Genomic DNA, 22,127 nt, shown 5'->3' on the forward strand with positions numbered 1-22,127 from the left:
CCGCTGTCCCCGCGCGCGGTCTTCGCCCCGCTGTCCCCGCGCGCGGTCTTCGCCCCGCTGTCCCCGCGCGCGGTCTTCGCCCCGCTGTCCCCGCGCGCGGTCTTCGCCCCGCTGTCCCCGCGGGCGGTCTTCGCCCCGCTGTCCCCGCGGGCGGTCTTCGCCCCGCTGTCCCCGCGGGCGGTCTTCGCCCCGCTGTCGCCGCGCGCCGTCCCCGCCCGGCCGTCCCCGCCCCGTTGTCAGCCCAGAGTCTCCCCGCCCCGTGTCGATCATGGAATTGTGGTGCCTCACAAATCGGGTGAACGTGGTTATCCTGCCCACCACAACTCCATGATCGGCAGGGGCAGGGGCAGGGGCAGGGGCAGGGGCAGGCTTGACCCCGTTCCGCCCCGCCCCCGCCGATCTTGCACTTCCTGCCGCGACTAATGCCCGTAATTGCGACATCTTGGCGACAGTAAGTGCAAGATCGCCGTGCCGTGCCGTGCCGTGCCGTGCCGTGCCGTGCCGTGCCGCGTCGCGCGCATGGCGGGGCGGGGCCGGGCGGGGTGAGGGCGGGGCTGCGGTGGAGGTCCGGGTTAGGGGGTTTGTTCTTTGCGGGCCTGGTCGGCTAGGTGGGTGGGCATGGGGTCGTGGCGGACGAAGTGGCGGCGGAAGGTGCCGGTGCCGGCGGTCAACGAGCGCAGCTCGACGGCGTAGCGGAGCAGTTCGAGGGCGGGTACCTCGGCGCGGACGAGAGAGCGGCCCTCGACCTCCGGGTCCGGTTCGGTGCCGAGCACCCGACCGCGCCGGCTGGACAGGTCACCCAGGACGGCGCCCACCGAGCCGTCCGGCACTCGGATGGTCACCTCGTCGATGGGTTCGAGCAGTGTCGGCTGACCGCGTTCGGCGGCGTCGCGCAGGGCCAGCGCGCCGGCGGTCTGGAAGGCCGCGTCGGAGGAGTCGACGCTGTGCGCCTTGCCGTCGACGAGGGTCACCCGCAGGTCCACCACGGGGTGCCCGGCGACCAGGCCGCGGTCCAGTTGGGCGCGTACGCCCTTCTCCACCGACGGGATGTAGGTGTGCGGCACGGCGCCGCCGACGACCCGGTCGACGAACTCGAAGCCGCTGCCGCGCGGCAGGGGCTCGACCTCGATGTCGCAGACCGCGTACTGGCCGTGGCCGCCGGACTGCTTGACGTGCCGGCCGTGCCCCCTGGCCGGCGCGGTAAGGGTCTCGCGCAGCGACACCTTGACCGGCTCGGTGTCCAGCTCGACGCCACCGGCGCGCAGTCGGTCGAGCACCACGTCGGCGTGCGCCTCACCCATGCACCAGAGGACCAGCTGGTGGGTCTCCGGGTTGCGCTCCAGACGCAGGGTGGGGTCGCCGGCGACGAGCCGGGCCAGGTTGCGGGCCAGCGCGTCCTCGTCGGCGCGGCTGCGGGCGACGATCGCCACCGGCAGCAGCGGCTCGGGCATCTCCCAGGGGGCGATCAGCAGCGGGTTGTCCTTGGCCGAGATGGTATCGCCGGTTTCGGCGCTGCCCGACTTGGTGATCGCGCAGATGTCGCCGGCCACGCAGAGCGGCACCTCACGCAGGGTGGCGCCGAGCGGGGTGTAGATGTGCCCGACGCGCTCGTCGGCGTCGTGGTCGGGGTGCCCGCGTTCGGCCATGCCGTGCCCGGAGACGTGCATCGTCAGGTCGGGGCGCAGCGTGCCGGAGAAGACCCGGACCAGGGAGACGCGGCCGACGTGCCGGTCGACGGTGGTCTTGACCACCTCGGCGACGAGCGGCCCGTCCGGGTCGCAGGTCAGCGGTGGGCGGGGTGAGCCGTCCACGCCGGTCACCGCGGGCAGTTCGTGTTCCAGGGGCGACGGGAACGCGGCGGTCAGCACCTCCAGCAGCGCGTCCAGGCCGACGCCGGTCTGGGCGCAGACCGGCACCACCGGGTAGAAGTGGCCCCGGGCGACCGCTTTCTCCAGGTCCTCGATGAGCACCTCGGTGTCGATCTCCTCGCCGCCGAGGTAGCGGTCCATGAGCGTCTCGTCCTCGCTCTCGGCGATGATCCCCTCAATCAGCTCGTTGCGGGACTCGGCGATGGCCGGCTGGTGCTCCGGGTCCGGGTCGCGTACGTCGGCGGGGAGCCCGCCGGTGTAGTCGAAGACCCGGCGGGTGATCAGCCCGAGCAGCCCGGCGGTGGAGACCCCGTCGTCGCCGAGCATCGGCAGGTAGAGCGGCATCACGTTGTCGCCGAAGAGTCGCTGGCACAGCGCCACGGTCTCGTCGACGTCGGCGCGGGGCTGGTCCAGTCGGGCCACCGCGACGGCGCGGGGCATGTCGACCGCCGCGCACTCCTCCCACAGCGCCACGGTGGCCGCGTCCATCCCGCCGGCCGCCGACACGACGAAGAGCGCGGCGTCGGCGGCCCGGAGGCCGGCGCGCAGCTCACCGACGAAGTCGGCGTACCCGGGGGTGTCCAGCAGGTTGACCTTGATGCCGTTGTGCAGCAGGGGCGCGCAGGACAGACTCACCGAGCGCTGCTGGCGTACGGCTGCGGGGTCGTGGTCGCCGACCGTGGTGCCGTCGACCACGCTGCCGGCCCGGCCGATCGTGCCGGTCGCGGCGAGCAGCGCCTCGACCAGCGTCGTCTTGCCCGCTCCGGAGTGCCCGACGAGCACCACGTTGCGAACCCGGTCGGGCTCGGTCACCGCCGACGCGCCGCCGGCGGGACCCTTTTCCTGACTTTTCTGCGCCATGGTGGCGCACCTCCCTCAGCCGGTGGTGGTGGCGACCGCCGCGCGACGGGAAGCGGCCCGGGGCGAGTGCGCGGCGATATCCTCCGGTGGTCTGCTGCACAGCGGGAACGGGACGGGTGGATGGGTGAGCTGGCTCACCTCTCGCCTCGATCTCACACCCGTTGCCGGACAGGCACAAGCCTGCCCCCGGCGGGTCGGAGGGACCGGCCGTTCCGCCGGAGCTGGGCGGACCGTTATCGTGGGGACCGCCATGGCGAAGATCTTCCAAGTGTCGGCCCGCGCGGGGATGACCCGCGTCGTCGAGCCGATCGCCCGCGCCCTGCTGCGCGCGGGCGTCACCCCCAATGCCGTCACCGTCGCGGGCACCGTTGGTGTGCTCGTCGGCGCGCTCGGCTTCGGTGCCCGCGGCCATCTGGTCGCGGGCGCGTTGATCGTCACCCTGTTCGCGCTCACCGACCTGCTCGACGGGACGATGGCCCGGATGAGCGGTGGCTCCACCAAGTTCGGGGCGTTCCTCGACTCAAGCATGGACCGGGTCGCCGACAGTGCCGTCTTCGGCGCTGTCGCGTACTGGCTGGCCACCCAGGGTAACCACTCCGGGGTGGCGGCCGCGCTGCTCTGCCTGGCCGCCGGTGGGCTGGTCTCCTACGTGAAGGCCCGCGCCGAAGGGCTCGGCATGACCTGCAACGTGGGCATCGCCGAGCGCACCGAGCGGCTGCTGATCGTCGGGGTCGGCGGCATCCTCACCGGCGTCGGCGTGAAGCCGGCGCTGGAGATCGCGCTCTGGCTGCTCGCCGCCATCTCGATCTTCACGGTGGGGCAGCGGATGGCGCACGTCTACCGCCAGGCCCAGCAGCTCCAGCCGGACGGCCAGGCGTGAGCGGGGCCAGGCGGGAGACGCGACGACCGGACGTGTCGAGCGTGGGTCGCGCGCTGGCGACGCCGCGCCGGACGACCGGCGGCCGGGCCGCGTGAACCTGACCGAGCTGGGGTACGTCGCCGGCTGGCGGCTGGTCCGCGCGCTGCCCCGGCCGCTGGTGGCGGCGGCGTTCCAGGCGGGCGCGGACCGCGCGCACCGCCGGGCCGGCGGGGGTACGGCTCGACTGCGCGCGAACCTGCGTCGGGTGGTCGGCCCGGAGCTGCCCGAGGCCGAACTGGACGACCTGGTCAAGCGCGGTCTGCGCTCGTACGCCAGGTATTGGATGGAGGCGTTCCGGCTGCCCGCGTTGAGCCGGGCGCAGATCCTGGAGGGCTTCCGCCTCGACGGCGCGGAGTTGCTCGCCGCCGACGTGGCCGCCGGACGGGGTGCGGTGGTGGCCCTGCCGCACGCCGGTAACTGGGACGCGGCGGGCGCCTGGGTGGCGGCCACGGGCTGGCCGATCACCACGGTCGCCGAGCGGCTCAAGCCGGAGGGCGTCTACGAGCGGTTCGTGGCGTTCCGTGAGGGTCTGGGGATGGAGATCCTGCCGACGCACGGTGGGCCACGTCCGGCGTTCGACGTGTTGCTGGACCGGCTGCGCGCGGGGGCGATCGTGCCGCTGCTGGCCGACCGGGACCTGTCGGCCCGTGGCGTGGAGGTGGACTTCTTCGGCGCGAAGACGCGCATGCCACCTGGGCCGGCGTTGCTCGCGCTGCACACCGGCGCGCCGCTCTACGTGGCGTCGATGTGGTTCGAGCAGGACACCGCGCATGCCGCGCTCGCCGGCCCGCTGCCGGTGCCGGGGCCCGAGGTGGGGCCCCTGGACCAGCGGGTGCGGTCGCTGACCCAGATGATCGCGGACCGTCTGGCGGCGGGTATCGCCCGGCATCCGCAAGACTGGCACATGTTGCAGCGGATGTGGCTCGACCAGCGAGGGTCGGGGGGCGCGGCGCTGTCCGCACCGGCCTCGGGCCGGTCCTGAAGGGGGTGGGCTCGGTGCGCGTGAGGAGTGCAGCGCAGCGGAGCCCCGCTGTCGCGGACGAGGGGCGCTGACGTATGCGGATCGGCATCGTCTGCCCGTACTCCTTCGATGTTCCCGGCGGGGTGCAGAACCACGTCATGGACCTCGCGGAGGCGTTGATCGCCCTGGGTCACGAGGTCAGCGTGCTCGCGCCGGCCGATGAGGATTCACCGCTGCCGGAGTACGTGGTCTCCGCCGGTCGGGCGGTGCCGCTGCCGTACAACGGGTCGGTGGCGCGGATCGCGTTCGGCCCGGTCTCCACGGCCCGGGTCCGGCGGTGGCTCACCAACGGTGACTTCGACGTGCTGCACGTGCACGAGCCGCTCACGTTGAGCCTGTCGCTTTTGGCGGTGCTGTCCGCCCGTGGGCCGGTGGTGGCGACGTTCCACACCGCGATGACGCGGTCGCGGGTGTTGGCCGCCGCGCAGGGTGTGCTGCAGATCGTGCTGGAGCGGATCACCGCCCGGATCGCGGTGAGCGCGTTGGCCCGCAAGGTGCAGGTCGAGCACATGGACGGCGGCGCGGTGGAGATCCCCAACGGGGTGGCGGTGGTCAAGTTCGCCGACGCCGAGCCGTTGCCCGGGTGGCCGGGGGAGTGCGCTGCGGGCTCCGGCGGCACGTTGGGGTTCCTGGGCCGCTTCACGGAGGCGCGGAAGGGGTTCCCGGTGCTGCGGGACGCTTTCGTGTCGTTGGCCGAGACCCGTCCGGGGCTGCGGCTGCTGGTCGCGGGGCCGGGTGACCCGGACGACCTGTATGACCAGTTCCCGGCGGCGCTGCACGACCGGGTGACCTTCCTCGGGCTGGTCTCCGAGCCGGACAAGGCGCGGATGCTGCGCAGTGTGCACCTGTACGTCGCGCCGAACACGGGTGGCGAGTCGTTCGGGATGATCCTGACCGAGGCGCTGGCCGCGGGGACCACGGTCGTCGCGAGCGATCTGGACGCGTTCCGTCGGGTGCTCGACGGCGGGCGGGCCGGGCGGCTCTTTCCCACCGGTGACGCGGCGGGGCTGCGCGACGCCCTGTCCGAATTACTGGACGATCCGGACGGCCGGGCCGTGTTGAGCGCCTGCGGCGATCAGGTGGTGGCGAATTATGACTGGCCGGTGGTTGCTCGCCGTGTTCTGGAGGTATACGCAGCGGCGATCGAGGCAACCGACGGGCGGGTCATCGACCAGGAATGGGTGGGGCTGGGCTGAGCCGATGTGACGGATGGCGCGGCTGGTGACAGGGTGACCGGCGAGAACGCGCACAGTCGGAGGAGAAACGGAGCAGCACGACGATGCCGCACATGTGGTGGGTGGTGGCCGCGAGTGTGGTCGTGGGGCTGGTCGCGGCGTACCTCATCTGGACCGCCGGCCGGGTCGAGCGGCTGCAGGGCCGCGCGGAGCTGGCGGCGCGGGCCCTCGACGCCCACCTGTTGCGCCGGGCGGCGGCCGCCGCCGTGTTGGCGGAGCGGCGCTTCGGCGTCGAGCTGTACGCGGCGGCCCGGATCGCGCTGGACGCGCACCCCGACGAGCGGGAGGCGGCGGAGAACGATCTGACCCGTCAGCTGCGCTCGGTGCAGCTGGACCCGGCCGACCCGGACTGCACGGCGGTGATCGCGGCGAGCCGCCGACTCGCGCTGTCCCGGCAGGTCCACACCGACCTGGTGCGGGACGCCCGGTCGGCACGCAGCCGGCCGCTGGTGCGGTTGTTGCGGATGGGGCGGGGTCGGGACTGGCCGCGCTACTTCGACATCGACGACCCGACGCTGGTCGCGCCAGCGGACGTCCCCACCGGCTGACCGGCACCCACCGGCCGGCTGGTGACGACGGCCACAGGGCAGGCCACCGGGGGTCGAATTGGCTGTCGGAGTGGCGTTGCACCGGACGTAGCATTTCGCTGCCACCTCCCCAGAGCACGTCCAAGGAGCGATGCCCCGTGTCCGACACCACCGCCTCGACCACCGGTACCGGTACCGCCCCCGTCGTCGGCACGGCCCGCGTGAAGCGCGGCATGGCCGAGATGCTCAAGGGCGGCGTGATCATGGATGTGGTCAACGCCGAACAGGCCAAGATCGCTGAGGACGCCGGCGCCGTCGCCGTCATGGCGCTGGAGCGGGTGCCCGCCGACATCCGCGCCCAGGGCGGGGTGTCCCGGATGAGCGACCCCGACATGATCGACGGGATCATCGAGGCGGTCTCCATCCCGGTGATGGCCAAGGCCCGCATCGGTCACTTCGTGGAGGCGCAGATCCTCCAGTCGCTCGGCGTCGACTACGTCGACGAGTCCGAGGTGCTGACCCCGGCGGACTACGCGAACCACATCGACAAGTGGGCGTTCACGGTCCCCTTCGTCTGCGGTGCGACCAACCTGGGCGAGGCGCTGCGCCGGATCACCGAGGGCGCGGCCATGATCCGCTCCAAGGGTGAGGCGGGCACCGGTGACGTCTCCAACGCCACCACCCACATGCGCAAGATCCGCCAGGAGATCCGCCGGCTCCAGTCGCTGCCCACCGACGAGCTCTTCGTCGCGGCCAAGGAGCTGCAGGCCCCGTACGAGCTGGTCAAGGAGGTCGCCGACAGCGGCAAGCTGCCGGTGGTGCTGTTCACCGCCGGCGGGATCGCCACCCCGGCCGACGCGGCGATGATGATGCAGCTCGGCGCGGAGGGTGTCTTCGTCGGCTCCGGCATCTTCAAGGCCGGCAACCCGGCGCAGCGGGCCGCCGCGATCGTCAAGGCCACCACCTTCCACGACGACCCGGACGTGCTGGCGAAGGTCTCCCGTGGCCTCGGTGAGGCGATGGTCGGTATCAACGTCGACGAGATCCCGCAGCCGCACCGCCTGGCCGAGCGCGGTTGGTGAGCAGGCCGCCGTTTCAGACGCTCGGGCGGGCGCGAGTGCGTCCGCCCGGCGTCCGCGACAGGTCGACGAGAGGAACTGTGACATGAGCGACGTACCCGTCATCGGTGTGCTCGCCCTGCAGGGCGACGTGCGCGAGCACGTCGCCGCGCTCGTCGAGGCCGGCGCGGACGCCCGCCCGGTGCGTCGTGCCCGCGAGCTGGACGAGGTGGACGGGCTGGTGATCCCCGGCGGCGAGTCCACCACCATCAGCAAACTCGCCGACATCTTCGAGCTGCGCGAGCCGATCGACAAGCGGATCGCCGACGGCATGCCGGTGTACGGCTCCTGCGCCGGCATGATCATGCTGGCGACCGAGGTGCTCGACGGTCGCCCCGACCAGCGGGGCTTCGCCGGCATCGACATGACGGTCCGGCGCAACGCGTTCGGCCGGCAGGTCGACTCGTTCGAGGCACCGGTGGAGATCACCGGAGTGCCGGGGCAGCCGTTCCACGCGGTCTTCATCCGCGCCCCCTGGGTGGAGCGGGTCGGTGCCGGCGTCGAGGTGATCGGGACGGTGACCGGTGGCCCGGCCGCCGACCGGATCGTCGCGGTCCGCCAGGGCAACCTGCTGGCCACCTCCTTCCACCCCGAGCTGACCGGTGACCTGCGCGTGCACGCGTACTTCGTGGAGCTGGTGCGGGCCGCCACCTGAGCGGCGGCCCCGCGCCGCCGGGGCGTGGTTCGCGCCCTCCGACCGTCGATTTCTGGGTGATCCGACGCCGCGACGGCACCCCGGGCAGGTCCCGGGTGTGACATGCCGGGGTGTCACGTCGGTAAGATTGCCGCGGTTCGGCAGGGCCGTCGCCCGGCGCGGCATCTCCCCGCAGGGCCGACCGGCCGCCGGATCACCGGATGCGGCGCGGATCGGTGCGGCAGTCGACGCAGGCGTGCAATGACAGACGGAGGTAGAAGATGTCCGGCCACTCAAAGTGGGCGACGACCAAGCACAAGAAGGCCGTCATCGACGCCAAGCGCGGCAAGATGTTCGCCAAGCTGATCAAGAACGTCGAGGTGGCCGCACGGACCGGCGGCGGCGACCCCTCCGGTAACCCGACGCTCTTCGACGCCATCCAGAAGGCGAAGAAGAGTTCGGTGCCGAACGACAACATCGAGCGCGCCGTCAAGCGCGGCTCCGGCCTGGAGGCCGGCGGCGCCGACTGGCAGACCATCATGTACGAGGGGTACGGCCCGAACGGCGTCGCCATGCTGATCGAGTGCCTCACGGACAACCGGAACCGGGCGGCCACCGAGGTGCGGACGGCGCTGACCCGCAACGGCGGCTCGCTGGCCGACGCGGGCTCGGTGTCGTACATGTTCTCCCGCAAGGGCGTGGTGATCGTCCCCAAGGGCGACACGACCGAGGACGACGTGATGATGGCGGTCCTCGACGCCGGCGCCGAGGAGGTCAACGACCTGGGCGAGGCCTTCGAGGTCGTCTCCGAGCCGACCGACCTGATCCCGGTGCGTACCGCGCTGCAGGACGCCGGCATCGAGTACGAGTCGGCCGAGTCCGCCCTCATCCCCAGCATGAACGTGCCGCTGGACGAGGAGGGCGCTCGCAAGATCTTCAAGCTGATCGACGTCCTGGAAGACTGCGACGACGTGCAGAACGTCTACGCGAACTTCGACGTCTCCGATGACGTGATGGCCGCAGTAGACGCCTAACCCGCGCCGCCCCTGATCTCCGCCCCAACCCGCGCCGCGATCTTGCACTTTCTGCCCCGACGAAACGGCGTTTAGACGACATTTCGGCGACACAAAGTGCAAGATCGCGGCGTGGTTTGTGGGGAGCGCGGGGGACGGTCGAGAGGGGAGGGGCGGGGTGGGGTTTTTGCGGGGCGACACCGTTGTTCGGCGTGAGGTTCTGCGCGGTGAGGTGTGGTTCGGCTGCTCTACGATCTGCGTCGAGGACTCGCCCGACCTGCTCGCCCTCTACCTCCCGCCGGGGGCCGAGTTCGGCTTCCCGCGGACCGGCGTCTTTCCCTGCGGGCGGCACCCGTGGGAGGTCGCCGGGCACCGCTCCTGGTCGGGGCACGGCAAGCTGATGCTGCACCGCCCCGGCGAGGCGCACTCGATCGACGTGTTCTGGACCGGGCCGGGGCGTGACTTCGCCGGCTGGTACTTCAACCTCCAGGACCCGTTCCGGCGTACGCCGATCGGGGTGGACACCCTCGACCACGAGCTGGACCTGTGGTGGGGCGCGGACGCCGACCGGTACGTCTGGAAGGACGTGGGAATGTTCGCCCAGCGCCTCGTCGAGGGGCGCTACCCCGGCATGGCGGACGCCATCCAGGCCGAGGGTGACCGGATTGCGGCTCTGCTCGACGCGGGCGAGCGCTGGTGGGACCCGGCGTGGGCGCGGTGGCAGCCCGACCCGGCCTGGTCGGCGCCCCCGCTGCCCGCCGGCTGGGACGAGGTCCCGCCCGCCCGCTGAGCAGCCCGCCGATCAAGGTTGGAACATCCGGGCGTCGGCGTCCGATCAGGACACCGACGCCCGGATGGGGTGACCGCTCGGCTCAGCCGATCGTCTCCCGCTCCCGCCAGGCGGCGCGCAGGGAGGTCCGGCCGTTGGTCCGCAGCAGCGAACCCTCGTAGATCCGGGCGCCGGCGACCACGAACACGCCGGCGGCGACCAGCAGGATGGCCAGCGACACGATCGGCTCCCAGCCTGCCGCGTCGCCGGTGAAGAGCCGCAGCGGCATCGCCGTGGGCGACGAGACCGGCAGGTACGACAGCACCCGCATCGCGGTCGCGTTGTCGTTCAGGAAGATCACCGCGAAGAACGGCAGCATGACGGCGAGCTGCACCGGCGTCGACACCCCGGCGATGTCCTCCTGCCGGTTGACAAGCGCCCCGGCCGCCGCCCACATCGCGGCCAGCAGCACGAAACCGAGCAGGAAGAACGGCACGAACCAGCCGATCGCCGGGGCGAGCAGGGTGAGCAGGTCGCCGCTGTCGCCGATCTGCATGCCGATGACGGCCACGAGGCCGATCAGCACGATCTGCCCGAGCGCCAGGATGCTCCCGGCGAGCACCTTTCCGGCCAGCAACGCCCGCACCGGCACCGCCGCGACCAGGATCTCCACGATCCGGGTCTGCTTCTCCTCGGTGACGCTCTGCGCGATCTGCAGGCCGAACGTCTGCGAGGTGATGAAGAAGACGAACGCGAAGATGAACGGCACCAGGAACGCGACCACCGGATCGACCGCGTCGGGGTCGAGCAGCTGCACCGGCGGCGCGCTGCTCAACGCCCGGACCACGTCGTTGGGGATGTCGTCCATGGCGAGCACCTTCGGGCCGGCGACCACCGCGGCGTCCACGTCGCCGTCGCGGACGGCCTGCTCGGCGGCGCGGTCGTCGGCCACCACGCGGACGTCGAGGCCGGCGTCCCGCAGCGGACCGGCGGCCTCCTGGGTGACGGCGACACTCTCCGGGCCGCCGGACAGCAGCGGCGGCAGGATCGTGCCCGCCGCCGCGATCAGCAGGAAGAAGAGCGTGCCGAACAGGAAGGTACGGTCGCGCAGCTTGACCCGGATCTCGCGTTCGGCGACCAGCCGGGTGGCCTGGGAGACGTTCACTGGGTGACCTCTCGGAAGATCTCGGTGAGCGAGGGGCTGACCGGGCGGAAGGCGCGCACCGGGCCGCGGGCCAGGGCCGCGCGCAGCACGGGCTGCTCGTCGGCGCCGACCGGTAGGTCGAAGACCGCCCGCGGGCCGTCCAGCTCGACCAGGGTGACGCCGGGCTGGTCGCGGACCCAGCCGGCGTCGGTCTCCACCACCAGCTCGAAACGGGGCGAGGTGTACGAGGCGCGTAGCTGCTCGCGGCTGCCGGTGGCCCGGATCGCCCCGTCCCCGATGATCACGAGGTCGTCGCAGAGCCGCTCCACCACGTCCAGTTGGTGGCTGGAGAAGAGCACGGGCGCCCCGGCGGCGGCGCGTTCGCGCAGCACGCCGACGACCGTGTCGACGGCGAGGGGGTCGAGGCCGGAGAACGGCTCGTCGAGCACCAGCACCTCGGGGTCGTGCACCAGCGCGGCGGCGATCTGCGCCCGCTGCTGGTTGCCCAGTGACAGCGTCTCCAGCAGGTCGTCGCCGCGTTCGCCGAGCCCGACCCGTTCCAGCAGGTCGTCGGTGGCGCGCCGGGCGGCGGGGGCGTCCAGGCCGTGCAGCCGGCCCAGGTACGTCACCTGCTCCCGCGTGGTCATCTTGGGATAGAGGCCACGCTCCTCCGGCATGTAGCCGAAGCGGCTGCGGTCCTGCCGGGTGAGCCGCGCGCCGCCCCAGCTCACCTCGCCGGCGTCCGGGGCGAGCACACCCAGGATGATCCGCATGGTGGTGGTCTTGCCGGCGCCGTTGGCGCCCACGAAGCCGGTCATCCGGCCGGCGACCACATCAAAGGACACGTTCGTGAGTACCTGCCGGTCGCCGAAGCTGCGTTCGACGCCGTCCAGGCGGAGCGTTCTGGTCACGCACCCACGCTAGATCCAGTACGTCGGCGCGCCGTCCACCCGGCGGCGGAACCGGTCGGTCCCCCTTGCGACGGATGCCGGTCACCCGCCGGGTCGGACCACCCCGTTCTCGTACGCGAACACCACCGCCTGCACCCGGTCGCGCAGGCCGAGTTTGGCCAGTACGCGGCTCACGTGCGTCTTCACCGTCGCCTCGCCCAGGTGCATGCTCACGGCGATCTCCGCGTTGCTCGACCCGGCGGCGAGCAGCACCAGCACCTCCCGCTCGCGCGGCGTCAGCTCGCCCAGCGCGACCTCGGCGCCCGGCCCGAGGTGGGCGGTGCCCGCCGGATCTCCGGGACGGGCGAACGTCGAGATCACCCGCCGGGTGATCTCCGGGGCGAGCAGGGCGTCTCCCCGGGCGAGCACCCGGATCGCGTCGACCAACTCCTCGGGTGTGCCGTTCTTGAGCAGGAAGCCACTGGCCCCGGCTCGCAGCGCCGCGAAGAGGTAGTCGTCGCGGTCGAAGGTGGTGAGGATGAGCACCGCCGGCGCGCCGGGCCCGGCGCCGGTGATCTCTCCGGTGGCCTCCAGCCCGTCCATGACGGGCATCTCCACGTCCATCAGCACCACGTCGGGCTGGGTGGCGCGGGCCATGGTGACGGCACGACCGCCGTCGGCCGCCTCGCCGACCACCTCAATGTCGTCCTCCACCTCGAGGATGACCCGGAAGCCGGTGCGTACGAGGTGCTGGTCGTCGGCGAGCAGCACCCGGATCCGCTCGTCGGCGCCCGGCACGGCGTCACCCGCCACCGAGGTGCTCACGCCGACCATCCCGCACCGGCCGCCGCCCCGTCTCGGGTCGGCGGCTTCCCGCGCTGGGTCGGCGTCGCGCCCGCGCCTGCCCGGGCCCGGGTCGGCGCGTTCTCGCCCCGGCTCGGCACGTCCTCCTGGGGTGTGGACCCGGCGTCGGTTCGCGTCACGTCCGGCTCATTGCCCGTGGGCAGGGGGAGTCGGGCGCGGACCCGCCACCCGCCGCTGGAGCGCCGCCCGGCCTCCAGGACGCCGTCCTGGGCGGCGACGCGTTCCCGCATGCCGATCAGGCCGAGCCCGTCGGTGGGGAACTGGCTCCCGCCGTGTCCGTCGTCGCTCACGTCCAACTCGACCTCCCGTGCCAGGTAGCGGATCCGTACGTCCAGCAGGCCGGCGCCGGCGTGCTTCAGCGTGTTGGTGACCGCCTCCTGCACCACCCGGTACGCGGTCTGGGACACCGACGCGGGAAGCGGAACCGGCTCGCCGTACACCCCGATGGTGGCCGTGAGGCCGGCGGCGCGGGCCCGTTCGATCAGCTCGTCGATGCGCTCGATGGTCCCGGCGGACGGCGGCGGGGAATCGGTGGCTCCGTCGGGGGCGCGCAGCACGCCGAGCATCCGGCGCAGCTCGTCGACGGCGGTGCGGGCACTCTGCTCGATGGCGGTGAGTGCCGTGCGGGCCTTGCCCGGGTCGCGGTCGAACACCCGGCGGCAGGCGGACGCCTGCACCCCCATCACCGACACGTGGTGCGCGACCACGTCGTGCAGCTCCCGGGCGATGCGTACCCGTTCGCCGAAGACCGCCCGCTCGCGGGACTCGGCCTGCGACCGGCGCAGTTCCTCGGCCTGGGCGCGTACCTCGTGTTCGCGCCGCGCGGCCACCCAGGAGGTCTCCCCGAAGAAGTACGCGAAACCGAAGTACAAGCCGTTGATCAGGACTCCGGTGACCATCGCGGCGAGCAGTGGTGGCACCGGCCCGACGGCGTTGGCGAAGGCGCCGGGTGGGATGTGCTCGATGCTGACGGCGTAGTAGACGCCCAGCCAGGCGAACATCGTGACGATCACACCGATGCGCAGCCGGCGGGCCAGCCGGCGATCCTGTCCCCAGGCGCCGACGGTGTAGAGGGCGCAGAACAGCGCCCACGAGGAGAGCTGGGTCTCCGGCGCCGACCGGGCCTGCGCCGCGATGAACGCCACCGAGACGACCAGCAGGGTGGTGGCCGGCCAACGTCGCCGCCAGATCAGCGGCAGCGTCACCGCGACGGTCCAGAGCAACTGCTCCGGCCCGGACGGTGGCGGGCCCAGCAGGAACGCCCCGGTGCTGCGGGCCAGGGTGAGACTCACCAGGGCCAGCAGGGTCACGCCCAGCCCGATCCAGAGGTCGATCCGGCGCTGCTCCGGCGTCGGACCCGGGCGGCGCCACCCGTCACGCTGTGCCACGGTCATCCGGGAACGATGCCACGTCACCCGCCGCGTCCGCTAACCGGACAGGGCGAAGGTGACCTGGTCAGGCCTGTGTGCTGTGGCTCCTTCGCGTCGGCGCGCGGCGGCCCGGCGCGGAGTCCGCGCCGGGCCGCCGTGTCCGGATCAGCTCACGCCGTCTGGCGGCGGGTCTTGATGGCGGTGTCGATCAGGTCCCAGACCAGCACCACCACCGCGCCTATCGCGATGACAGCCCCGAGGATGTTCGTGTTCTCCGGCTCGGCCAGCCAGCTCAGGCGGTCGGCCAGGGCCGGGTTGAGCAGCCGATCGGAGAGCGCCAACCAGATCACCGGCACCGTGAACGCGACGTTGATCAGGGCCTTCACCCCGAACAGGGCCCAGTTCCAGCGCCCGATCCGGTACTTGACGATTTCGAACACCAGGCTGGCGACCAGCACCGCGATCAGCGCCGGCAGCCAGAACGACCACAGAGCCGGGTCGAGGATCGGGATGTTCTCGCCGTTGGTGCCGTTCACCCAGGACCGGTAATGCTGGAAGGGCAGGTAGCCGATGGTCAACACCAGCATGGCCACCGCGGCGACGGTGTCGGTGAGGGAGACGTCCTTGTGGGCGGGGACGTCGGGCAGTTGGTCGACGTTCCAGTCGGGCAGGTCGGCGGCGGGTTGGAAGCGGTCGATGAGCGCGAAGGTCAGGGTGAGCCAGAAGGCGATCTGCACGGCAACCTCTATGGCGGTGCCGATGCCGCTCCCGATGGCCCCGAAACCCTTGCCTTCGGCCACCTCGACGATGGCGACGATCGCGCCGACGAGCGCCGGGATGAAGCTGAGCAGCAGCTTCAGCAGCCGCAGCCAGACGAGGTAGTAGGTCGGGCCGATGAGCTGGAGCCGACGGTCGGCGTACTGGGCGGCCAGCAGGTCCGGGTTGCCCAGCTCGGTGAGCACCGCCCGCTCGGCGGCGGTGGCGTCCTCGCCGCCGCTGGTCCGGTCCTCGATCATGTCCTGGATCGAGGCGCGCAGCTCCGTGGCGATCTCGCCGCGGCGCTGGGCGGGCACTGATCGCAGGGTGGCGGCGAGATAACGGTCGGTCAGGGTGTTCATCGGTCCACTCCTTGGATCAGCCCGGTGATGGAGGTCTGTACGGCGGCGAGGTCGTCCAGGAGCCGGCTCAGCATCGACTCGCCCTCGTCGCTGGTCCGGTAGAACTTGCGCGGCCGGCTCTCCTCGGTGTTCCACTCGCTGGTCAGCAGGCCCTGGTCCTCCAGGCGGCGCAGCAGCGGGTAGAGCGTGTTGGCGTCCACCGGGAAGCCGTGGTCGGTGAGCCGTTGCAGCAGTGCGTAGCCGTAGTCGGGTCGGCGCAGCGCGACCAGGCTGGCCACCACGACGGTGCCTCGACGCAACTCCTGTAGGTGCGTCCGTAGAACGTCCTCGCTAACCATGTGTCACACCATACTGTGTGCCACACACTGTTGTCTACGCCAATAACGTTGTGCCGGCTCGGCGGCTCGCGGGGGATCCCTGGTCGGCTGGTGTGGTGGTCGCCCTTTGCTCTGCTTCAACCCACGCAACAGGTAAGCGCCGTCCCTGGTGCGCCGGTTGAAGCAGAGCAAAGGGCGCGCGGCAGTGACCCGGCTCCGGCCGGTGCCGGGAGCGGGTTGGTGGAGGTGTGTGCGCGGGCGCGCTACTCGAAGCGGGACACGTCTCCCGCGCCCCGGCGCAGGATCTCCGGCTCCGACCCGGACAGGTCGATGACCGTCGTCGGGTCCTTGCCGCACTCGCCGGCGTCGAGGACCGCGTCGACTTGGTGGTCGAGCCGTTCCTTGATCTCCCAGCCCTGGGTCATCGGCTCCTCGTCGCCGGGCAGGGTCAGGGTGCTCGACACCAGCGGCTCACCCAGCTCGGCCAGCAGCGCCTGGGTCACCGTGTGCCGGGGTACGCGAACACCGACGGTGCGCTTACGGGGATGCAGCATCCGGCGCGGCACCTCGCGGGTGGCCGGCAGGATGAAGGTGTAGCTGCCCGGGGTGGACGCCTTCACCAGGCGAAAGACCGAGTTGCTGATCTGCACGAACTGGCCGAGCTGCGCGAAGTCCCGGCAGACGAGGGTGAAGTGGTGCCGGTCGTCGAGGTGACGGATCTGCCGGATCCGGTCCAGCCCGTCCTGGTTGCCCAGCTGGATGCCGAGCGCGTAGCAGGAGTCCGTCGGATAGGCGACCAGCCCGCCGCCGCGGATCAGGTCGGCGACCTGGCCGATGATCCGGGGCTGCGGGTTCTCCGGGTGCACGTCGTAGTACCTCGCCATCTCCCGAGACTAGCTGTGGGGGAGACACGGACCACCCTCGGCGCGGACGGTGGAGCCGTCGAGATCACCTCGGTAGGGTAGGTGCCGGTCGGCTCCGACCAACAAGATCCACAACGCCGGGGGGCGCCACACATGGCCGATTCGTTCGCGCATCTGCATGTGCACACCGAGTATTCGATGCTCGACGGGGCGGCCCGGCTCAAGGACCTGTTCGCCGAGGCCAACCGGCTCGGCATGCCGGCGGTGGCGATCACCGACCACGGCAACATGCACGGTGCGAACGACTTCTACAACCAGGCGATGGCCGCCGGGATCACCCCGATCCTGGGCGTCGAGGCGTACGTGGCGCCGGAGTCGCGCTATCACAAGGCGCGGGTCAAGTGGGGTCGGCCGGAGCAGAAGAGCGACGACGTCTCCGGTAACGGCGCGATCACCCACAAGACCATGTGGGCGAAGAACGCGCAGGGCCTGAAGAACCTGTTCACCCTCAACTCGCGCGCGTCCATGGAGGGGCACTACGTCAAGTGGCCCCGGATGGACATGGAGCTGATCGCCGAGCACGCCGAGGGCATCATGGCCACCACCGGCTGTCCCTCCGGCGCCGTGCAGACCCGGTTGCGGCTGGGTCAGTTCGACGAGGCGCTCAAGGTCGCCGCGAGCTACCAGGACATCTTCGGCAAGGACAACTACTTCCTGGAGATCATGGATCACGGCCTCTCGATCGAGAGCCGGGTCCGTGAGGGGCTCACCGAGATCGCCCGCAAGCTCGACATCCCGCCGGTGGTCACCAACGACTCGCACTACACCCACGAGGCGCAGGCCACGGCGCACGACGTGCTGCTCTGCGTGCAGACCGGCAGCAACATCGACGACCCGAACCGGTTCCGCTTCGAGGGCGGTGGCTACTTCGTCAAGAGCGCCGACCAGATGCGCGCGGTGGACTCCTCGGAGCTGTGGCAGGAGGGCTGCCGCAACACCCTGCTGGTCGCCGAGAAGGTCGACCCGAAGGGCATGTTCGAGTTCCACAACCTGATGCCGCGCTTCCCGGTGCCCGACGGCGAGACCGAGGAGTCCTGGTTCCGCAAGGAGACCTTCGCCGGGCTGGCCCGCCGCTACCCGAACGGCATCCCGGAGGGGCACGTCGTCCAGGCCGAGTACGAGCTGGGCGTCATCAACCAGATGGGCTTCCCGTCGTACTTCCTCGTGGTCGCCGACTTCATCCAGTGGGCCAAGAGCCAGGGCATCTCGGTGGGCCCGGGTCGTGGTTCCGCCGCCGGCTCGCTCGTCGCGTACGCGTTGGGCATCACCGACCTGGACCCGATCCTGCACGGCCTGATCTTCGAGCGGTTCCTCAACCCCGAGCGGGTGTCGATGCCGGATGTCGACATCGACTTCGACGAGCGTCGGCGCGGCGAGGTGATCAAGTACGTCACCGACAAGTGGGGTGAGGACAAGGTCGCCCAGATCGCCACCTTCGGCACGATCAAAGCGAAGGCCGCGATCAAGGACTCGGCCCGGGTCCTCGGGTTCCCGTACGCGGTCGGCGACCGGATCACCAAGGCGATGCCGCCGGCCGTGATGGGCAAGGACATCCCGCTCACCGGCATCTTCGACCCGAAGCACCCCCGCTACGCTGAGGCCGGCGAGATCCGTGGCCTGTACGACTCCGACCCGGACGTCCGCAAGGTGATCGACACAGCCAAGGGCATCGAGGGGCTGATCCGGCAGACAGGTGTGCACGCCGCCGGCGTCATCATGTCCGCCGAACCGATCATCGAGCACATCCCGTTGATGCGCCGCGACGCCGACGGGGCGATCATCACGCAGTTCGACTACCCGACCTGCGAGTCGCTCGGCCTGTTGAAGATGGACTTCCTCGGCCTGCGCAACTTGACGATCATCGACGACGCGGTCAAGAACATCGAGCTCAACCACGGTACGAAGCTCGACCTGCTGGGCTTGCCGCTGGACGACAAGGCCGCGTACGAGCTGCTGGCCCGGGGCGACACCCTCGGTGTGTTCCAGCTCGACGGTGGGCCGATGCGGTCGCTGCTGCGGTTGATGAAGCCGGACAACTTCGAGGACATCTCCGCCGTCCTGGCGCTGTACCGACCCGGCCCGATGGGCGTCGACTCGCACACCAACTACGCGCTGCGCAAGAACAACCTCCAGGAGATCACGCCGATCCACCCGGAGCTGGAGGAGCCGCTGCGGGAGATCCTGGCGCCCACCCACGGCCTGATCGTCTACCAGGAGCAGGTGCAGCGCGCCGCGCAGATCCTCGCCGGCTACACGCTCGGCCAGGCGGACCTGCTGCGCCGGGCGATGGGTAAGAAGAAGAAGGAGATCCTCGACAAGGAGTTCATCCCGTTCCGGGACGGCTGCCGCGAACGCGGCTACTCCGACGAGGCGATCCAGGCGGTGTGGGACGTCCTCGTGCCGTTCGCCGGGTACGCCTTCAACAAGGCGCACTCCGCCGCGTACGGCCTGGTCTCCTACTGGACGGCGTACCTCAAGGCGCACTACCCGGCCGAGTACATGGCCGGGCTGTTGACCTCCGTCGGTGACGACAAGGACAAGATGGCGCTCTACCTGTCCGAGTGTCGCCGGATGCGCATCCAGGTGCTGCCGCCGGATGTGAACACGTCGGCCGGGCCGTTCACGCCGGTCGGCAAGGACATCCGCTTCGGCCTGGCGGCGGTGCGCAACGTCGGCGCGAACGTGGTCGCCTCGATCATGCGGTGCCGCCAGGAGAAGGGCGACTACACCGACTTCTACGACTTCCTGTCCAAGGTGGACGCGGTGGTCTGCAACAAGAAGACCATTGAATCGCTGATCAAGGCGGGCGCGTTCGACTCGATGGAGCATCCGCGCAAGGGCCTGCTCGCGGTGCACGCGGACGCCATCGACGCGTACGCCGACGTGAAGCGCAAGGAGGCGGTCGGCCAGTACGACCTCTTCGGCGCCGGCTTCGGTGACGCCGACACGGGCAGCACGACGGTGATGCCGGTCATCGGTGACAGCGAGTGGGACAAGCGCGACAAGTTGGCCTTCGAGCGCGAGATGCTCGGCCTGTACGTCTCCGACCACCCGCTGTTCGGCCTGGAGCACATCCTCGGCGCGGCGGCCGACACCACCATCGCCTCCCTGGCCGAGGACGGCGCGGTGCCCGACGGGGCGGTCGTCACCCTCGCCGGCATCCTCTCCGGGGTGCAGCGGCGGGTCACCAAGCAGGGCCGTGCCTGGGCCTCGGCGACCCTGGAGGACCTGGCCGGTGGGGTGGAGACGCTGTTCTTCCCCAACACCTACGAGGTGATCGGGCAGTACATCGCCGAGGACGCCATCGTGGTGGTCAAGGGTCGGGTGGACCGCCGCGACGACACCCCACGGATCATGGCAATGGACATGTCCATGCCGGACGTCAGCACCAGCGCCACCAACAAACCGGTCACCCTCACCATCCCGGTGCACCGCTGCACGCCACCGCTGGTGGAGAAGCTCAAGGAAACGTTGGTGCTGCACCCCGGCGACACCGAGGTGCACGTCAAACTGCTCAACGGCGGCCGCACCACCACCCTGCGGCTAGGCCCGTTCCGGGTGGCGGCGACCACCGCGCTGATGGGTGACCTGAAGAGCGTCCTCGGCCCAACCAACGTGACCTGACCGGGCCGCAGACGCCGCCGATCGGGCTCAGGCCCGGTTGGGGGCCGCGATCTCGCGTAGTTGGCCGTCGGCGAGCCGCAGCCAGCGCCGCACGCCGATCTCGGCGAGGAACCGCTCGTCGTGGCTGACCACCACGAAGGCACCCTGGTACGCGGTCAGCGCGCTCTCCAACTGGGCCACGCTGACCAGGTCCAGGTTGTTGGTCGGCTCGTCGAGCAGCAGCAGCTGTGGCGCCGGTTCGGCGCAGAGCACACAGGCCAGGGTGGCGCGCAACCGTTCGCCGCCGGAGAGGACCCCGACGGGCAGGTTCACCCGGGCGCCCCGGAACAGGAACCGGGCGAGCAGGTTCATCCGCTTGGCGTCCGGCAGGCTCGGCGCGTACGCGGCGAAGTTCTCCGCCACCGTACGGTCGAGGTCCAGCAGGTCCAGCCGCTGCGACAGGTACGCGATCCGCCCGTCGGCCCGGCGGATCTCGCCCCCGGCCGGTTCGAGGTCACCGTTGACGAGGCGCAGCAGGGTCGATTTGCCGACGCCGTTCGCCCCGGTGAGCGCGATCCGCTCCGGCCCCCGGATCACCAGGTCGGCGCCGTCGCCGCCGAACAACTCCCGGTCGTCGAAGCGGGCCCGCATCCCCGTACCGGAGAAGACCGTGCGACCGCCCGGGACGGTGGTGTCCGACAGGTCCACGACGATCCGGTCCTCCTCGCGGAGCGCCCGGCCGGCCTCGTCGAGCCGGGACCTGGCCTGACCGAGTCGGGCCGAGTGCGTCTCCTGCGCCTTGCCCGCTGACTCCTGCGCACTGCGCTTGAGCCCGCCGGCCACGATCCGGGCCAGGCCGGCGTTCTTCAGGTTCTTGGAGGCGTTGCTGGCCCGCCGGTCGGCCCGCTCCCGGGCCTGCTGCATCTCGCGCTTCTCCCGCTTGACTTCCTGCTCGGCGTTGCGCAGGTTGCTCTCGGCCACCTCCCGCGCCGCCTGCACCGCCTCCGTGTACGCGGTGAAGTTGCCCCCGTACCAGTGGATCTCGCCATGGTCCAGCTCGGCGATGCGGTCCATCCGGTCCAGCAACTCCCGGTCGTGGCTGACCAGCAGCAGACACCCGGTCCAGTCGGTCAGCACGTCGTAGAGCTTGTGCCGGGCCTCCAGATCCAGGTTGTTGGTGGGTTCGTCGAGCAGCAGCACGTCCGGGCGTCGAAGCAGTTGCGCCGCCAGGCCGAGGGAGACGACCTGGCCGCCGGAGAGGGTGTGCAGGCGCCGGTCGAGCGACAGCTCGCCCAGGCCGAGGCGGTCCAGTTCGGCGCGGGTGCGCTCCTCGATGTCCCAGTCGTCGCCGATGGTGGCGAAGTGGTCCTCGCTGGCGTCGCCGCCCTCGATGGCGTGCAGGGCCGCGATCCGCTCGGCGACGCCGAGCACTTCGGCCACGGCCAGGTCACCGGCCAGGGGCAGGGTCTGCGGGAGGTAGCCGAGCACGCCGTCGACGGTGACGCTGCCGCCGCTGGGCGTCAGCTCCCCGCCGATCAGCTTCAGCAGGGTGCTCTTGCCGGCGCCGTTGGGAGCGACCAGGCCGGTGCGACCGCCCGGAACGGCGAAGGACAGCTCCGAGAAGACCGGGGTGTCGTCCGGCCAGGAGAAGGACAGGTTCGAGCAGACGATGAACGCATCAGACATGCGAGTGACCTCAGAGGTGGGGTGGGCGCGCCAGAGCCGCCCGACGACAACGGGGACCGGTGGAACGACAACATGGCCACGGCGGCTGCGCGGACGCGCGCCGAACGGTGGCCGAACACATCCGGTCTCACCCGGAGATGTCGTCGTCACCCGCCATGTCTGGTCTCCCTGGTCATTCGTTGACACCCAACGCGGCCGAGTCTAACAACGGATCTTCGCCCCGCCACCAGGTTCCCGCAGCGGACAG

Annotated in this window: 17 protein-coding genes and 1 pseudogene; 9 read left to right on the top strand and 9 right to left on the bottom strand. The window is 71.1% G+C overall.

The features are described 5' to 3' along the window. Nucleotides 1–572 precede the first annotated feature (572 nt). On the bottom strand, nucleotides 573–2,729 hold the full coding sequence (locus tag ABZ808_RS15915; protein ID WP_357006324.1) for an elongation factor G-like protein EF-G2: 2,157 nt from the start codon (nucleotides 2,727–2,729) through the stop codon (nucleotides 573–575). A gap of 250 nt (nucleotides 2,730–2,979) precedes the next feature. On the opposite strand from ABZ808_RS15915, the gene pgsA reads away from it, so the two are divergent. The 8 genes from pgsA to ABZ808_RS15955 all read left to right on the top strand — a co-directional run bounded on the left by pgsA (nucleotide 2,980) and on the right by ABZ808_RS15955 (nucleotide 9,986). After that, nucleotides 2,980–3,609 carry a phosphatidylinositol phosphate synthase gene (gene pgsA / locus ABZ808_RS15920; protein ID WP_357006326.1) on the top strand — a complete coding sequence of 210 codons (630 nt, stop codon included), beginning with the start codon at nucleotides 2,980–2,982 and terminating at the stop codon, nucleotides 3,607–3,609. Between the two features lie 91 nt (nucleotides 3,610–3,700). Continuing rightward, nucleotides 3,701–4,630: a phosphatidylinositol mannoside acyltransferase gene (locus ABZ808_RS15925; protein WP_357006328.1), complete on the top strand. Its 930-nt coding sequence runs from the start codon at nucleotides 3,701–3,703 to the stop codon at nucleotides 4,628–4,630. A 74-nt stretch (nucleotides 4,631–4,704) separates the two neighbouring features. Next, entirely contained in the window at nucleotides 4,705–5,865 is a 1,161-nt protein-coding gene (locus ABZ808_RS15930; protein WP_357006330.1) for a glycosyltransferase family 4 protein, read from the top strand. Nucleotides 5,866–5,948: 83 nt separating this feature from the next. Next, the gene (locus ABZ808_RS15935) at nucleotides 5,949–6,452 is read left to right on the top strand and encodes a hypothetical protein (protein ID WP_357006332.1); all 504 of its coding nucleotides are present in this window, start codon (nucleotides 5,949–5,951) and stop codon (nucleotides 6,450–6,452) included. Between the two features lie 137 nt (nucleotides 6,453–6,589). Beyond that, complete coding sequence (pdxS, locus tag ABZ808_RS15940; RefSeq protein WP_357006334.1) at nucleotides 6,590–7,513, top strand: pyridoxal 5'-phosphate synthase lyase subunit PdxS; 924 nt, start codon at nucleotides 6,590–6,592, stop codon at nucleotides 7,511–7,513. A gap of 82 nt (nucleotides 7,514–7,595) precedes the next feature. Then, nucleotides 7,596–8,204: a pyridoxal 5'-phosphate synthase glutaminase subunit PdxT gene (gene pdxT, locus ABZ808_RS15945; protein WP_357006337.1), complete on the top strand. Its 609-nt coding sequence runs from the start codon at nucleotides 7,596–7,598 to the stop codon at nucleotides 8,202–8,204. Between the two features lie 260 nt (nucleotides 8,205–8,464). Beyond that, nucleotides 8,465–9,217: a YebC/PmpR family DNA-binding transcriptional regulator gene (locus ABZ808_RS15950; RefSeq protein WP_357006340.1), complete on the top strand. Its 753-nt coding sequence runs from the start codon at nucleotides 8,465–8,467 to the stop codon at nucleotides 9,215–9,217. Between the two features lie 157 nt (nucleotides 9,218–9,374). Beyond that, a complete protein-coding gene (locus tag ABZ808_RS15955; RefSeq protein WP_357006343.1) occupies nucleotides 9,375–9,986 on the top strand; it encodes a DUF402 domain-containing protein in 612 nt (203 codons plus the stop codon). A gap of 82 nt (nucleotides 9,987–10,068) precedes the next feature. On the opposite strand, the gene ABZ808_RS15960 is transcribed toward ABZ808_RS15955, so the two are convergent. The 7 genes and pseudogenes from ABZ808_RS15960 to ABZ808_RS15990 form a co-directional block, all read right to left on the bottom strand. Further along, entirely contained in the window at nucleotides 10,069–11,130 is a 1,062-nt protein-coding gene (locus tag ABZ808_RS15960) for an ABC transporter permease (protein ID WP_357006346.1), read from the bottom strand. Beyond that, nucleotides 11,127–12,020, bottom strand: a complete 894-nt coding sequence (locus tag ABZ808_RS15965) for an ATP-binding cassette domain-containing protein (protein ID WP_357006353.1) — start codon at nucleotides 12,018–12,020, stop codon at nucleotides 11,127–11,129. The genes ABZ808_RS15960 and ABZ808_RS15965 overlap by 4 nt, the downstream gene beginning before the upstream one ends. An 81-nt stretch (nucleotides 12,021–12,101) precedes the next feature. Then, complete coding sequence (locus ABZ808_RS15970) at nucleotides 12,102–12,797, bottom strand: response regulator transcription factor (protein WP_357006819.1); 696 nt, start codon at nucleotides 12,795–12,797, stop codon at nucleotides 12,102–12,104. Nucleotides 12,798–13,003: 206 nt separating this feature from the next. After that, a pseudogene (locus ABZ808_RS15975) lies at nucleotides 13,004–14,257 on the bottom strand (sensor histidine kinase); the annotation flags it as partial. A gap of 146 nt (nucleotides 14,258–14,403) precedes the next feature. Further along, nucleotides 14,404–15,351: a permease prefix domain 1-containing protein gene (locus ABZ808_RS15980; protein ID WP_357006356.1), complete on the bottom strand. Its 948-nt coding sequence runs from the start codon at nucleotides 15,349–15,351 to the stop codon at nucleotides 14,404–14,406. Beyond that, complete coding sequence (locus ABZ808_RS15985) at nucleotides 15,348–15,689, bottom strand: PadR family transcriptional regulator (RefSeq protein WP_110564981.1); 342 nt, start codon at nucleotides 15,687–15,689, stop codon at nucleotides 15,348–15,350. The genes ABZ808_RS15980 and ABZ808_RS15985 overlap by 4 nt, the downstream gene beginning before the upstream one ends. 242 nt (nucleotides 15,690–15,931) lie before the next feature. Next, nucleotides 15,932–16,552 carry an L-threonylcarbamoyladenylate synthase gene (locus ABZ808_RS15990; RefSeq protein ID WP_357006359.1) on the bottom strand — a complete coding sequence of 207 codons (621 nt, stop codon included), beginning with the start codon at nucleotides 16,550–16,552 and terminating at the stop codon, nucleotides 15,932–15,934. Between the two features lie 132 nt (nucleotides 16,553–16,684). Here ABZ808_RS15990 and dnaE point away from each other — a divergent pair, with 132 nt between their 5' ends. Continuing rightward, complete coding sequence (dnaE, locus tag ABZ808_RS15995) at nucleotides 16,685–20,215, top strand: DNA polymerase III subunit alpha (RefSeq protein WP_357006362.1); 3,531 nt, start codon at nucleotides 16,685–16,687, stop codon at nucleotides 20,213–20,215. Nucleotides 20,216–20,242: 27 nt separating this feature from the next. Here dnaE and abc-f read toward each other — a convergent pair whose 3' ends face one another. After that, nucleotides 20,243–21,880, bottom strand: coding sequence for a ribosomal protection-like ABC-F family protein (gene abc-f, locus ABZ808_RS16000; protein ID WP_357006365.1), 1,638 nt, complete (start codon nucleotides 21,878–21,880; stop codon nucleotides 20,243–20,245). Nucleotides 21,881–22,127: the final 247 nt, after the last annotated feature.

Source organism: Micromonospora sp. NPDC047527, assembly GCF_040643015.1.
Lineage (GTDB): Bacteria > Actinomycetota > Actinomycetes > Mycobacteriales > Micromonosporaceae > Micromonospora.

Coding starts and splice junctions, on each gene's coding strand:
- ABZ808_RS15915 (WP_357006324.1), bottom strand. CDS start 2,729: ATGGCGCAGAAAAGTCAGGAAAAGGGTCCCGCCGGCGGCGCGTCGGCG.
- pgsA (WP_357006326.1), top strand. CDS start 2,980: ATGGCGAAGATCTTCCAAGTGTCGGCCCGCGCGGGGATGACCCGCGTC.
- ABZ808_RS15930 (WP_357006330.1), top strand. CDS start 4,705: ATGCGGATCGGCATCGTCTGCCCGTACTCCTTCGATGTTCCCGGCGGG.
- ABZ808_RS15935 (WP_357006332.1), top strand. CDS start 5,949: ATGCCGCACATGTGGTGGGTGGTGGCCGCGAGTGTGGTCGTGGGGCTG.
- pdxT (WP_357006337.1), top strand. CDS start 7,596: ATGAGCGACGTACCCGTCATCGGTGTGCTCGCCCTGCAGGGCGACGTG.
- ABZ808_RS15950 (WP_357006340.1), top strand. CDS start 8,465: ATGTCCGGCCACTCAAAGTGGGCGACGACCAAGCACAAGAAGGCCGTC.
- ABZ808_RS15980 (WP_357006356.1), bottom strand. CDS start 15,351: ATGAACACCCTGACCGACCGTTATCTCGCCGCCACCCTGCGATCAGTG.
- ABZ808_RS15985 (WP_110564981.1), bottom strand. CDS start 15,689: ATGGTTAGCGAGGACGTTCTACGGACGCACCTACAGGAGTTGCGTCGA.
- ABZ808_RS15990 (WP_357006359.1), bottom strand. CDS start 16,552: ATGGCGAGGTACTACGACGTGCACCCGGAGAACCCGCAGCCCCGGATC.
- dnaE (WP_357006362.1), top strand. CDS start 16,685: ATGGCCGATTCGTTCGCGCATCTGCATGTGCACACCGAGTATTCGATG.
- abc-f (WP_357006365.1), bottom strand. CDS start 21,880: ATGTCTGATGCGTTCATCGTCTGCTCGAACCTGTCCTTCTCCTGGCCG.